Annotated in this window: 11 protein-coding genes; 9 read left to right on the top strand and 2 right to left on the bottom strand. The window is 39.3% G+C overall.

The window, feature by feature from the left end:
- Window positions 1–57: 57 nt before the first annotated feature.
- Window positions 58–654 (top strand): TetR/AcrR family transcriptional regulator, encoded by a 597-nt coding sequence (locus N7931_RS14730; protein WP_262795107.1) that lies wholly within the window; start codon window positions 58–60, stop codon window positions 652–654.
- Between the two features lie 193 nt (window positions 655–847).
- Here the strand turns inward: N7931_RS14730 and srmB are convergent, their stop codons facing one another.
- Window positions 848–2110 carry an ATP-dependent RNA helicase SrmB gene (gene srmB / locus N7931_RS14725; RefSeq protein ID WP_262795106.1) on the bottom strand — a complete coding sequence of 421 codons (1263 nt, stop codon included), beginning with the start codon at window positions 2108–2110 and terminating at the stop codon, window positions 848–850.
- 221 nt (window positions 2111–2331) lie between these two features.
- On the opposite strand from srmB, the gene N7931_RS14720 reads away from it, so the two are divergent.
- Together N7931_RS14720 and N7931_RS14715 are read left to right on the top strand one after the other, a co-directional pair.
- Entirely contained in the window at window positions 2332–5442 is a 3111-nt protein-coding gene (locus N7931_RS14720) for an SNF2-related protein (protein ID WP_262795105.1), read from the top strand.
- 485 nt (window positions 5443–5927) lie between these two features.
- Complete coding sequence (locus N7931_RS14715; protein ID WP_262795104.1) at window positions 5928–6179, top strand: helix-turn-helix domain-containing protein; 252 nt, start codon at window positions 5928–5930, stop codon at window positions 6177–6179.
- Between the two features lie 23 nt (window positions 6180–6202).
- On the opposite strand, the gene N7931_RS14710 is transcribed toward N7931_RS14715, so the two are convergent.
- Complete coding sequence (locus tag N7931_RS14710) at window positions 6203–6733, bottom strand: DNA-deoxyinosine glycosylase (RefSeq protein WP_262795103.1); 531 nt, start codon at window positions 6731–6733, stop codon at window positions 6203–6205.
- A 185-nt stretch (window positions 6734–6918) separates the two neighbouring features.
- Here N7931_RS14710 and N7931_RS14705 point away from each other — a divergent pair, with 185 nt between their 5' ends.
- The 6 genes from N7931_RS14705 to N7931_RS14680 are packed head-to-tail and all read left to right on the top strand — an operon-like array spanning window position 6919 to window position 14198.
- Window positions 6919–7875 carry an AAA family ATPase gene (locus N7931_RS14705; RefSeq protein ID WP_262795102.1) on the top strand — a complete coding sequence of 319 codons (957 nt, stop codon included), beginning with the start codon at window positions 6919–6921 and terminating at the stop codon, window positions 7873–7875.
- Window positions 7876–7882: 7 nt separating this feature from the next.
- Window positions 7883–8842 (top strand): DUF58 domain-containing protein, encoded by a 960-nt coding sequence (locus N7931_RS14700; RefSeq protein ID WP_262795101.1) that lies wholly within the window; start codon window positions 7883–7885, stop codon window positions 8840–8842.
- Entirely contained in the window at window positions 8842–9459 is a 618-nt protein-coding gene (locus tag N7931_RS14695; protein WP_262795100.1) for a DUF4381 domain-containing protein, read from the top strand. The genes N7931_RS14700 and N7931_RS14695 overlap by 1 nt, the downstream gene beginning before the upstream one ends.
- The gene (locus N7931_RS14690; RefSeq protein ID WP_262795099.1) at window positions 9452–10450 is read left to right on the top strand and encodes a vWA domain-containing protein; all 999 of its coding nucleotides are present in this window, start codon (window positions 9452–9454) and stop codon (window positions 10448–10450) included. Before N7931_RS14695 ends, N7931_RS14690 begins: the two co-directional genes overlap by 8 nt.
- A 2-nt stretch (window positions 10451–10452) precedes the next feature.
- Entirely contained in the window at window positions 10453–12483 is a 2031-nt protein-coding gene (locus N7931_RS14685) for a VWA domain-containing protein (RefSeq protein ID WP_262795098.1), read from the top strand.
- Window positions 12484–12524: 41 nt separating this feature from the next.
- Entirely contained in the window at window positions 12525–14198 is a 1674-nt protein-coding gene (locus N7931_RS14680) for a BatD family protein (RefSeq protein ID WP_262795097.1), read from the top strand.
- Window positions 14199–14395: the final 197 nt, after the last annotated feature.

Below are 14395 nucleotides of genomic sequence, written 5' to 3'. Positions count from 1 at the left end.
GTAAGTGCATTTTTCAAATAAAAAGTTAAAATAGCGCAGAACAAATTAAGGTAAATCATGAAATTATCAGATAAAAAAAGATTGGATATTCTTAGCGCAGCACAAGATTTATTTTATAGTCAGGGTGTTGAGCACACCAGTATGGATCAAATTGCAAAGCAAGCAAATGCATCTAAGCGTACGGTTTATAATCACTTTTCGACCAAAGAAGTGTTATTTGAAGCGATTCTAAACCGTATGTTTTTGCAGTTAGACTCGATTGATAAAATGGATTACAACCCTGCCCTGCCAATAAAAAACCAGCTTTTACAAATCGCTCAGCAGGAGGCTCAGTTATTAAGCTCTGATAGCTTTTTACGAATAGCTAAAGTAGCCTTTATGCAAATGCTGCAACAACCAGAGCTGGCAAAACAACTGAGTAATAACAAAATAGGTTGTCTGACATTTCTTGAATCTTTTTTAGAACAAGCCGTTAATGCCAAAGCACTCAATATCAATGATCCTGAATTTGCCGCGAAGCAGTTAATTTTTCAGCTTAAATCTTTTATTTTTTATCCAAGATTATATGGCTTCGAAATCCCAACCGCCGAGCAGGAAAAAACCATTATTGAAGAGACGATTGAACTATTTTTAGCAAGATATAAAGCTAAATAACCTAAGCTGTCGAGCAGAAAAATTGCCCAACAGGCTATTACCTTTCACCGCTGGAATATAAAATAAGGTTGATGTCGTATTATTTAATCGAATTGTTACTAATTTTGCTGCAACATTTCTTATACGCGGTTCAAGTTAAGATACTCGTTTCGAAACATCCCTGTTAAATCAAATAAACGAGTCAATTACAAATTTAATCGAGATTCTTTATTGACTTTTTTGCCCGTTTTTTAGCTTTAGCCGCTTGCTGTTTTTTATGCAGTAATTTGCGGGTTTTAGGTTTTGCTTTTTTCGATGGAATCCGAGCTTCTTTATTTTTAGGCTCTAACCCTTCAATTACCCGTCTAACCAGTTTTTCTTTAATATAACGCTCAACTTTACCTAACACAGCAACATCATGCGCTTCAATAAAACTAATCGCTGTGCCCTTTTTACCAGCACGACCAGTACGGCCAATGCGGTGCACATAAATATCAGCGGTTCTTGGCATATCATAGTTAAAAACATGGCTCACATCGTCAATATCGATGCCACGCGCAGCAACATCGGTTGCCACTAAAATATTTCGATAGCCACTAACAAAAGCTTTAACCGCTTTTTGGCGTTTATCTTGCGCCATTTCACCTTGTAACCAAGCGCAAGGTAAATCAGCTGAATTTAACTGGCCGCATAATTCAGCTACCCGTTCGCGGGTTTTTACAAAAACAATCGCTTTTTTAACGTCTTCTTGTTTTAACCACCAAATAAGCTGTTGCAGCTTATGGTTGCGATCATCCGATAAATGCACCCACTGAATAATTTTAGCTTTTTCACGGCGTGGCGATTCGGCTTCAACTAAAATAGGAGCAGTTAAAAACTGAGCGGCAAAACTATCTACCCCTTTACCTTCCAGCGTGGCTGAAAATAATAAAGTTTGTTTACGCCAGCGGGCTTCTTCACCTATTTTAGCTATGGTTTTACCAAATCCCATGTCTAACATGCGGTCTGCTTCATCTAAAACCAGCCATTCAATTTCACGACAATCAAAGCTTTCTTCTTCAATGTATTCCATTAAACGGCCCGGTGTGGCCACCAAAATATCAACTTTGCCCTGTGAAATATCTTTATGTTTGCCATAGTTAATTCCGCCGGTAATAATGGCGCAATTAAATTCGGTGAATGCACTGAGTTGTTTTGCAACTTTATAAGTTTGCTCTGCCAGTTCACGGGTTGGTGATAAAATTAAAATCCGCACCCCGTTTGCCGCTCTATTTCTTGGGTAATCCAATAAATGTTGTAGTGCTGGCAAGACAAAACCGGCTGTTTTTCCGGTACCTGTTGCGGCACTAGCTAATACATCTTTGCCTTCCAGCGCAGGTGGAATAGCCAGTTGTTGAATAACGGTAGGTTTTTTATAACCGGCTTGCTCAACCGCTTGGAGCAATACGTCATCAAGTTCTAAATCAGAAAAATTCACAGATACATCTCAATTAGCAATAATGCGCACATTCTAACCCTATCCCCTTTTAAGTAAAGCAATCACTTAGGATTGTCATTAATTACTAATAATTTTTTGTTAAATTGCATAATTTTCCGGATTAGTTTGATAGACTGGTCGATGCTCAATTAGACAAACTTAAATCAAGCACTCTGAAACATTTGAGTTTAGAAGTAGATAAAAACAGGCGAAATAAATTAATGAATGTATACGACGCTGAATTAACCGAACAATTTGGGAAAGCGACTTACAAAAAAGGCTTAGAGCATTATTTGCAGGATAATGTAAAAAAACTCAAATCAATCAGTTTGCTTAATACAGTGACCGCTGTGGTTGAAAACAAAAACCAACAGTTTAGAGTTGCCATAGATAAAGCAGATTTATCCAGTATTTGTACCTGTGATAACAGTGGCCAATGCGAACATGCTGTCGCAACATTAATTGCAGCCGAGGCAAAAAATTTAATTAGCCGAACACCGGTTAATCCATTTGATAAATGGCAGCAGCATAGTGAAAACGCCCTTAACTGGTCGCAGCAAACTCAAACAATCCAGCAACCAGAAAAAGCTATTGCTTATTGTTTGCAACCGGTTTTAGATACAGATACCCAATTTACCCGAATTCAGCTCAATTTAGCGACACTGCCAACAACCAAAACCGAAGAAGACAACGAAATTGTCGCTATTTTAAATGCAGGAATTACCGCATCAGGTAAATCAACCAATCAAACTTATTTGGAAGGTGAAACCGCAGCTAAAGCTTTGCCCGGTATGTTAGAAACCGGCCGCTGTTTTTGGCAAAATACCAACTCAACACCATTACAATATGGCGCGCCACGTAAATTAAAGCATCACTGGAAAAAGCAGGATGATACTTTTAAGCTCAGTTTTGAGCTGGATAAAGCCGACAAATGGTTTTTAATTCCGGCTGCACAACCTTGGTATTATGATCCGGCAAAAGGCACAATCGGCACAATTTCCACTCATTTAAGCGGCCAAATGTTATTAAGTCTGATTAATCTGCCCGCATTAGATGAAAAAGAACTCATCGAATTTTCAGTCTGGCAAACTCAACATGCTATCGAGCCAAAAATTGAACTGCCACTCACCAAAGAGATTAAAGTGGTAAAAGAAAAACTAACGCCGGTTTTTCGGATTGGTTTAAACGACTCAGGTTATATCGCCAAACTCAGACTAAAATATGGCGAATACGAGATTCCGATGACATTGGTGAGCCAACCTTATTACCAGTTAGAAACAACCCACGCCAGTATTCAGATTTACCGTAATCAATCGCAAGAGCGTAAAGCCTTTTATTTGCTCGAAAATTATGGGTTTGCCCATATTAAAGGCACCACCAAAAATAACGACTTTATGTTTTTCTACAATACCGAAATTGGTATTCGATATGACCAATTCTGGCTCAATATTTTTGAAGAAGTCATGCCTCTACTCATTTCACAGGGCTGGCAGGTTGAGTTTGAAAAAGGTGTGCATCCAATCAGTATCATTAACGATCCTGAGTTTGAATACCAAATCAACGAGAATAAAGACTGGTTTAAACTTGGGATGAAAATTGATTTTGAAGGCCAAAAAATTGATTTAATTCCGGTATTAGTCAGTTGGTTAAAACAAACCGAAAACTGGCGCAACCAAACCGGACGAGTAAAAATTGCACTTAATCGCCACCAGTTTGTCCGTATTCATATTGATAAACTCAAACCTGTACTCGACATTTTACAGGAAGCCACCAACAAACAAGCTCAGTTTTCTAACCGCCAAGCACATTTATTAAATAATATTCCTGAAATTAACTCTTGTATTGGCGGTGCGCATGTCAAACGCTTAGCCAATATTCTGGCTAATTTTGAAGGTATTCGTCCGATTGATTTACCGCCAAGTGTGAATGCCGATTTACGCCCTTATCAACAGCAAGGGTTAAACTGGCTGATGTTTTTAATGGAATACCAGTTTGGTGGTATTTTGGCTGATGACATGGGCTTGGGTAAAACCCTGCAAACATTAAGCATGCTGGAAGTTTTGCGCTTGAATCAACAACTGGATAAACCAGCATTAGTTGTTTGCCCAACCAGTTTAGTTGGTAACTGGCTGAATGAAGCAGAAAAATTTACCCCAGAGTTAAAAATAAAATCAGCTCACGGTATTAACCGCCAAAGCACGCTGGATAATTTAGCTGCTTACGATGTGGTGATCACAACCTACCCGCTGATTAACCGTGATTTTGAACAACTTGAGCAGCAAGAATTTAAAATTTTAATTTTGGACGAAGCGCAAAATATAAAAAACCCACGCGCGCAAATGACCCAAAGCATAAAACGCCTAAACGCAAACTACCGCTTATGTTTAAGCGGCACGCCAATTGAAAACCACTTAGGTGAACTTTGGTCTTTATTTGACTTTTTAATGCCCGGATTTTTAGGCCCACAAAATAAATTTAGCCGCGAATACCGTAAACCCATTGAAACCATTGGCGATAAAGACGTGCAAAAACGCTTACATAAAAAAATTAAGCCGTTTGTACTACGCCGTAAAAAAGAAGAAGTGGCCAAAGAGCTGCCGAAAAAAACCGAAATAATCAAATACATTTCACTGGATAACGACCAACGCATGTTGTACGAAGCGATTCGCGTTAGCATGGAAGATAAAGTAAAGAACATATTAAAAGACAAAGGATTAGCCAAAAGCCAATTAGAATGTTTAGATGCGCTGTTAAAGCTCAGACAAATTTGTTGTGCGCCGCAACTGCTTAATTTTGAAAGCACCCAGCAAATTCGCACGTCCGCTAAATTGGAATATATCAAAGAAACCTTGCCAGAAATGCTTGAAGAAGGCCGTAAAATTTTACTGTTTTCTCAGTTTGCGCAAATGCTGCATATTATTTCAGGTGAGCTTGAAGCCTTAGGCATTCCGTACGCTAAGTTAACTGGCGAAACGCGGGATCGCCAACAGCAAATTGAAAAATTCCAAAATGGTGAAGTCTCTGTATTTTTAATCTCGTTAAAAGCAGGCGGCACAGGTTTAAACTTAACCGCAGCCGATACAGTTATTCATTATGATCCTTGGTGGAATCCTGCCTCGGAAGCGCAAGCCAGTGATCGTGCTTACCGAATTGGCCAAACCAAACCTGTGTTTGTTTACAAATTAATTTGTGAAGAAACCATAGAAGAAAAAGTCTTAAAAATGCAAGAAAGCAAAAAGTCGCTTAATCAGAGCATGTTTGGTAAACAAAGCATAGATTCAATTAAAGATTTAACCGCAGATAATATTTTGGAGTTATTTAAAACCACCTAATAAAGCCCAATTTATGAAAAATCTTTAGAGCTGAACTCAAAAATTCAGCTCAACTTATAGTAAAAAAAACCAATATAAATTTATATTCAATAAATTAACGCTCAGTTAATTCCCCCTCATATATCAATCAAAAACGCTCAATTACAAAAAGTTACATTTAAATTTAAAATGTCTAGTTTATTGAAAACTCAGTAAGAATTTATATTTTTTAAAAACCAACACCTTGAAAAACATATATAAAATCTTATTTAAATTTTGCTATCACTAATATTCGTGGTATAAAATAAGCGTATTCGCTCTTAAAATTTATATTGCAGCCGGAACTTTAAGGTACTTGTTATATCAAAGACTTTATTTACGGTGGTGATGTAAAATGGACTAAATTAAGAAGGATTATAGAGCGCATTGCTATGCTATTAATTGGTGTTGGGTATGTAATATATCCAGCTGTATTCCATTATCACATAACAAGACAGTCACTATTTATGAATATTGAAGCATCGGGCCAAAACTTAGAGCAGACCCGCAAATTAATTGGAATTTCTCAAAAAGACTTATATCAAGCAGTTAATGTTTCACGAGCCACTTACCACAACTGGGTAGTGGGTAAAAGTGAACCTAGTGCCAGCCAATTTTTCACTATGTTACAAGTTTGCTGGCGTAAACGAAATCCAGATGTATCACCGGCATTGTTTGATCAGCAAGTTAATAAATTGATTAGCCTAGAAGCAGAATAATACCTAAACGCTTAGTGAAATAACTAAGCGTTTTTTAATGAACTCTTTGGTTGTAAAATATCCCGCCAAATTTCTAACTTTTCATCAAACTGAATACTCGCATAAGCCGGACTGGTTGACGGCATTAAATAAGTTTCTAGCTTAATATTAGCTTGTGTCAGCTTTGGCATAACTTGGCGTTTAAATAAAGTTGCTGCTTTTTGTCCGTTTAATAAAACGGTATTTAAGTTTGGATATAACTCAAAACAACTGACAAAGTCATTCACCTCTAAAGCGTCGGCTTTAATTGCACTGTCTAAACTGCCCTGCCGGTAACAACTGGCGATCACATCCCAAAGCCCAACGCCATGCTGATTTAATTGCTCAACTCTGGCTGAATAATCTAACGTCGATGAAAAGCCAAAAATAGCTGCCATAATCGGCCAAAACGCATTACGTGGATGGGCATAATAAGCCTGTTGTTTAAGTGAAATTTGTCCGGGCATACTGCCTAACACTAAAAAACGGCAGTTATCGGTTATTTGAGCATTAAAACACTCGGCTTTTTGATTCATTTAATCGCCACTGCTTTTTAAAAATCGACGCATAAATTTAACACAATTTACCTTGTTTTTCTTTTTTTGAACCTTATATAACTTATCTCAGTATATAAATGGAACTGTTTAGGGTTTAACAAGTCTGACAGTCAATTAAAAATTCATATTCAACCAAGCTCAAAATAAGCGTAAGAATAATAATTATGGCAGCTGAACAATTTTCGCAACTTAAAACCTATCTGGATTCACAAGTAATTGGTCAACCTGAATTAACGCAAAGCATGTTAATTGCCCTATTGGCAGATGGCCACCTGTTAGTTGAAGGCCCGCCGGGGTTAGCTAAAACCAGAGCCATTAATGCACTTGCTAACGGTATTGAGGGCGATTTTCATCGGGTGCAATTTACCCCAGATCTATTACCGGCAGATTTAACCGGCACAGATATTTATCGCCCGGAAGATGGTAGCTTTATTTTTCAGCAAGGGCCGTTATTTCATAACTTAATTTTGGCAGATGAAATCAACCGAGCCCCCGCTAAAGTGCAGTCGGCACTGCTTGAAGCAATGGCTGAGCATCAAATTACAGTAGGCAAAAAAACCTATAAATTACCTGAGCTTTTTTTGGTGATGGCGACTCAAAACCCACTTGAGCAAGAAGGCACTTACCCATTGCCAGAAGCTCAGTTAGATCGCTTTTTAATGCATTTGGATATTGCTTATCCGGGCGCAGAAACCGAGCAACAAATTTTGCGTTTAACCCGTGGCGAAGCCATAAGCGATACTAAAATCACCCCACCTAAACTGACTCAACAAGATATTTTTAACGCCCGTAAACAGGTGTTGCAAATTCACATGGCTGAAAGTTTAGAGCAATATTTAGTTGAGCTAATTATTGCAACCCGCCAACCGGAAAAATACGATCAGCAATTAAAACAATGGATAGCTTTTGGCGCATCGCCTCGCGCAACCATAGCGTTAGATAAGTGTGCCCGAGCTAAAGCTTGGTTAGCCGGACGCGACTTTGTTACACCGGAAGATATTCAGGCGGTATTTTTTAATGTACTCAGACACAGATTATTACTGAGTTACGAAGCAGAAGCCGAAGGCATTTTAGCCAACGATGTATTAAACCGTATTTTACAATTAGTCGCTGTACCTTAAATTTAAAATGAAAAATGTGAATTCGCATCTAACTTGGCTGAATCAGCTCAGTGCTAATGGTATTCATGCGGCAACTCACGAGCTGTTATATTATCGCGGTAAAACGGCTCTGCTAAATTTATCGCCTAAACAAGCTCAAAAAGCGCATTTATCTGGTCAGTATGTATCGCAACATAAAGGCCGTGGCATGGAGTTTGACGAAGTGCGTCATTATCAGCCCGGTGACGACATTAGAATGATCGACTGGCGCGTAACCGCTCGTACCGGTAAAACCCATACCAAATTATTCAGAGAAGAGCGCGAACGCCCTGTATTTATCTTAACCGATTTATCTGAGTCGATGCAGTTTGGCAGCCAACTCTTGTATAAATCAGTACAGGCAGCGCATTTAGCTGCGCTCATTAGCTGGAATGTGATTAAACGTGGCGACCGCCTTGGTGGTTTAATTTTTAATCATCAGTCGCATAAAGAGCTAAAACCTAAAAGTCGCCAATCTGGGGTTTTACATTATATTCATGCATTAGATATGCTGAGCCAGCCAGAACACAATAATTCAACTGAGACAAAAAATTCAGCTCTTAACGATAAGCTGGATTTTAGTCAGGCTTGTATGCGTTTGCGCAGACTCGCTAAACCGGGCAGTAAAGTGATTTTAATTAGCGACTTTATTAAACTAGATGAGTCTTGTGTAAAACAGCTCACTTTATTAAGTCAGCATTGTGAATTACAAGCGTACCGGATTTTAGATCCGCTAGAACTGAATTTACCTCAAGTGGGTATTCGTCAAAGTTTAAAAGTGCAGGATCAATCCCAAACCGGCACATTGGTGCTTGGTGATAAACGTGCTGCGGCCGCGTATCACAATGAAGCACAAGCATTTTTAAATCAGCAGCGCCAGTTATTAAATAAATGCCGCTGTAGCCTAACCGAACTCTCATCCGCTTTACCATTGGAGGAGCAGTTATAATGCCAACCGATGCTAAGCAAAATATGATCAACAACGTGGCCGATCCTGCGGCGAGTCAACTGGCTAATTCGCCTGTAGCGCCAGCAGTTAATCCGTCACCAATGAGCAATGCAGCCGATCCGCTTGCCGCCTTTAAAGATATACAAATGCCAGATCCGGTTTCGTGGTGGCCTTTAGCATGGGGTTGGTGGCTGCTAATTGCACTCGCTATTTTATTAGTGACTGGATTAATCTTTGGTTTTATCCGTTATCAAAAAAAGCAGCGCGCCAAAAAACAAGCTATCCGTTTAATTAATCAGTTGGACGATAATGCCAGCATTAACGCGCTCAATACTTTGCTGAAACAAGCCATGTTAAGTTATTTTCCGCGAGAACAAGTTGCCAGTTTAAGTGGTCGTGCTTGGTATGAGTTTTTAATCGCTCAGTTAAAACCAAACGATCAAGCTGAATTTACAGATTTAAAAGCATTTTGTGACCATCAATATCAGCCTAATAAACAGCTAAGTGCACAAGATAAAACCCTGATTATTCATTATCTTAAAAAAGCACTTCCGGCTAAATCAACTAAAGCACCGATCCAACCTGCAATCCATACAAAGGAGGCATCCAATGTTTGAGTTTGCATGGCTGTGGAGCTTTTTATTTTTACCACTACCGCTACTGTTTCGATTATTACCTCAGGTGAAAAATCAGCAAATGGCGGCGTTAAAAGCCCCTATTTTACATTTTCACCAATTACCACAGCATCAGCAGTCTGGTAAAAAATCTATTTTTAAATTGCTAACGATCAGCTTAATTTGGTTACTGTTAGTAATAAGTGCAGCTCGTCCACAATGGTTAGGCGAACCAGTGAGCATGCCAACCGAAGGCCGAGATTTAATGCTGGCGGTTGATTTATCCGGCTCAATGCAAATTGAAGATATGCATGTACAAGGTCAGCAAGTGAATCGTTTGGTGATGATTAAGCATGTAATGCAAGACTTTATTCAGCGCCGCGAAGGGGACAGATTAGGCTTAATTTTATTTGCCGATACAGCCTATTTGCAAACCCCACTCACTTTTGATCGCAACACAACCAATCAAATGTTAACTGAAGCGGTTATCGGTTTAGTCGGTGATAAAACCGCAATTGGCGATGCCATTGGCCTTGCCGCCAAACGCTTTGATCAAAAAGAGCAAAGTAATCAAATTTTAATTTTATTAACGGATGGCCAAAATACTTCCGGCGCACTAGAACCCATGCAAGCCTTGGAACTTGCCAAACAGCAAGGAATAAAAATTTATACCATAGGGGTTGGCGCGGATGAAATGCTGGTGCAAGGCTTTTTTGGGTTTAGCAAACAAAATCCATCACGCGATTTAGACGAAAACATGCTAACCAAACTAGCAACTGAAACAGGTGGACGTTATTTTAGAGCCAGAGATGCCAACGAACTAGAACAAATTTATCAGGAACTGGATAAACTTGAACCCGTCAGTGACGAAAGTTTACAAATGCGACCTTTAACTGCCCTATTTTATTGGCCTCTTGCAATTGCACTCGTTTTATCTGTGTTATTAGCCATTCAACCCGGCCTAAGCAGTTTATTGAATCGAGGTAGATTATAATCATGGCTGATTTTCATTTTTTACGACCTTATTGGTTTTTAGCTTTGATTCCGCTGTTAGCGGTTTTATGGTCTCTGCGCCATTTAACTTTAAAAAGCTCTGGCTGGAACAGTGTTATTCCCAAACATTTAGCCACCCATTTATTAGTCGGCAGCGAACAAAAGGCTAAACTGCCGGTTTGGCTAATTGCTTTTGGCTGGTTAATTAGTGTAATTGCGTTGGCTGGTCCAACTTGGCAACAACAGCCTCAACCGGTTTATCAAACTAAAGCCGGCAAAGTGATTGTGCTCGATTTATCTATGTCTATGCGCGCCGATGATATAAAACCAGACAGATTAACCATGGCTCGTTTTAAAGCCATTGAAATTGCCCGCCAATTAAAAGAAGGCGATATTGGTTTAATTGCTTATGCCGGTGATGCTTTTACAATTAGTCCACTCACCCCAGACAGTAAAAATATCGTTAATCAAATACCCGGTTTATCACCAGAAATTATGCCAGTGATGGGCAGTAATGCCGTTTTAGCAATTACACAGGCAATTGATTTACTTAAAAACGCAGGTTATCAGCAAGGTGATATTTTTTGGTTAACCGACGGTATTTATGATGATGAATATCAGGACTTACAAAAGATTTTAACAGCTAATCAATACCGGTTATTAACTTTAGGGGTGGGTACAAAAGAAGGCGCACCAATCAAACTTAAATCGGGCGAGTTATTAAAAGATGGTCGCGGCAGTATAGTAATCCCAAAACTTGAAAGCCATTTATTAACTCAACTGAGCAAAATTAATCAGGGTTATTATCAGGATATTCAAGCGGGCGATGCCGATATTAAAAACCTAATTCAACGTATGCAAAAAGCCGATCAAATAAAACAGGATATTCAGCAAAATCAATTGGGCGATCAATGGCAAGAAGCCGGCCCTTGGTTGATCATTGCATTATTACCGTTTGCTGCTTATGCGTTTAGAAAAGGGTTAATTTATGTGCTATTGGTTGGTTTTTTTAGCCTGCCAACCAGTCAAAAACTTCATGCTTCCACTTTGGATGATATGTTTAAAACGCAAGATCAGCAGGCATATCAAGCGCTTAAAGATAACCAATTTGAGCAGGCTGCTAAACTGGCACAGAACCAGAAAATTAAAGCCGCCGCTTTATTTAAACAAGGTGAATATCAAGCTGCCATTGAGGCTTATCAAGGCTTAAACGACGCTAATTCATTGTATAATCAGGCGAATGCCTATGCTAATTTAGGCCAATTAGATAAAGCGATTGAAACTTACGATAAAGCATTAGCCAACCAACCAGATTTTGATAAAGCGAAAAAAAATAAAGCTTTGGCTGAACAGTTAAAACAACAGCAACAGCAGCAAAATCAGAATCAACAAGGTGATAGCCAAGATCAACAAGACGGTGATCAGCAAAATAGTGACCAACAAAATGGTCAGCAAAATAATGAGCAGGGAAATCAAGGTCAACAAAACCAGTCGCAACAAGATCCTTCATCTCAAGATCAAAACGGCCAAAATTCAGAGCAAAATGCGGATCAAAATAACCAGAATCCAAACCAATCAGATCAAAGCCAAGATCAAAAGCAATCAGATCAACAAAACCAATCGCAGCAGCAATCTGGTGATAATCCGCAAAATGATCAAGCCCATCGTTCCGCCGAACAAATGGCAAACGAGCAACAACAGCAAGATAAAAACCAGCAACAGGCTCAGCAGAAAAATCAATCACCGCAAAACAAAGCCGATGATTCAAAACAAGATTCAGCTCAACAAATGGCTAATCAGTCAGAGCAACAGCAAAAAGATAATGCTGAGCAAACAGAGCAGCAAGCAGCAGCTGTCAGCCAACAGCCAATGACAGATGAAGAAAGAGCTAAACAAGAACAGCAAGAAATCTATCGCCAGCTTTTAAATAAAGTTGAAGATGATCCGTCTTATTTAATACGTCGAAAAATGCAACTTGAATACGAAAAACGTCGTCGTAGCAATGCGCCTACAGGAGTAACCCAGCCTTGGTAAGTAAAATGATTAAAACAATTTGCTTTAGCTTAGCAATGCTTATGAGCTTTCATGCAGCGGCTTTATCTAAAATTACCGCCAGTGTGAGTGAAAATCCGGTTTCGTTAAACGAATCAATTGATTTGGTATTAACGGTGGATGATAAAGTCGATTCTAATATTTTTGATTTTAGTGTACTTGAGCAAAATTTCAGAGTATTAGGGACTTCGGTTAGCTCCGAAACCCGGATGATAAATTTTGATACCAGCCGCATTACCCGTTTTACAACCAGATTAATGCCGCGCACAGCCGGAAAATTAACCATTCCCGAATTTACGCATCAAGGCGTTAGTTCAGCGCCAATTACGCTAACGGTAACAGCGCAAGCTGATAGCCAACAAGCCGAAAAAGACATTTATGTTGAAACTGAACTCAGCGCAAACTCAGTATGGTTACAACAACAAGTTACCTACACCACCCGCTTATATTTATCGACTCAAATTTCAAGCGGCAGCTTAACTCAGCCAGAAATTGAAGGTGCAGTGGTTGAACAACAAGGCAAAGACAAAGAATACGACAAAATTATCAATGGTGTCGCGTATCGGGTAATAGAGCGCAGCTATAAAATAGTCCCGCAAAGAAGCGGCGAATTTACCATTGAAAGCCCGCTGTTTCAGGCTGAAGTAATAGATACTAACCGCCGTCAGTTTGGCTTTGGCCGAACTAAAACCATTAGCCGAGTTGGCCCTAGCCAAATATTAACGGTAAAAGCTATTCCAGATAATTATAGCGGCCATTGGCTGCCGTCTGAACTGGTGATGCTTAATGATGAGTTAGAGCCAAAACAAGCAGAATATTTTGTCGGTGAGCCTATTACTCGGGTGATCACCCTATCCGCTTTAGATGTCAGCGCAGAGCAATTACCACAAATTAAAGTCGAGTATCCGGCCAGTATTAAAGTGTATCCGGATCAAGCAGATGTTCGTTCTAATTTAAGAGATGACCATTATGTTTCTCAACGGGTTGAAACCTCAGCGATTATTCCTAACCAAACCGGTACATTAACCTTACCAGCGGTCAGTGTCACTTGGTGGGATACCAAACGCGAAAAAATGCAAACCACCAGCATTGAAGCCAAAACCATTAAAGTGGTTGCCAATCCGAATATTAAATCGCAGCAAGCCCCAAGTAATGTACCGGCAACGCCGATTACATCTGTGCCATCACAAAATAATCAACCAACTCAAACCGACTGTAATTGCCAAAACGAGCCAACAAGGTTAATTAAACCATCGCCTTGGCATTTTAATTATCTTGCGATTTTATTATTTTCGCTTTGGATTGTGACGCTTATTGGCTTGCTTTGGTATATCAATGCAAAAGCAGCGACTAAACCAAATCAACAGCCAACAGATAATAGCCAGTCAGAAAAAATTGCATGGTCACGTTTGCTTAAAGCTTGTGAAAAAAATAATATTGAGCTTATTCAGCAACTTTTACCAAACTGGACAAGCCAAATTACTGGCCAGTCGGTTGCCACTGTATATCAGGCAATTAACCAGCTAAACAATGTTGCAATTAATGAGCAAATTAGCCAAATGCAAGCCAGTCGTTTTGCTAAAAACAGCAGCCAATGGCAAGCAAATAAATTAATTAGTTTATTAAAAACAGAACGCCAAAATCGACTACAGCAAAAGGCACAAGCACAGGATTTATCACCACTCAACCCTAAATAACCTTGTACCGTTTCTATAAAATTTTGAGTAGTTGAAATGACATTGTAGAGCGGGCGTTAGCCCGTTTTACGCCTGTCGCTTTGAACGCCATAAATGGAATACTAGAGCCTGTTTATCTTTGTATTATTTTTGAGCAATAGGCTATTTTAATCATTAACAAAGCAGAATGAGTGTGGTTTAGTTGTTCTAAATAAACG

Source organism: Catenovulum sp. 2E275 (genome assembly GCF_025515275.1).
GTDB lineage: Bacteria > Pseudomonadota > Gammaproteobacteria > Enterobacterales > Alteromonadaceae > Catenovulum.
The sequence above is the reverse complement of the archived record's forward strand: the minus strand, read 5'-3'. Positions and strand labels throughout refer to the sequence as shown.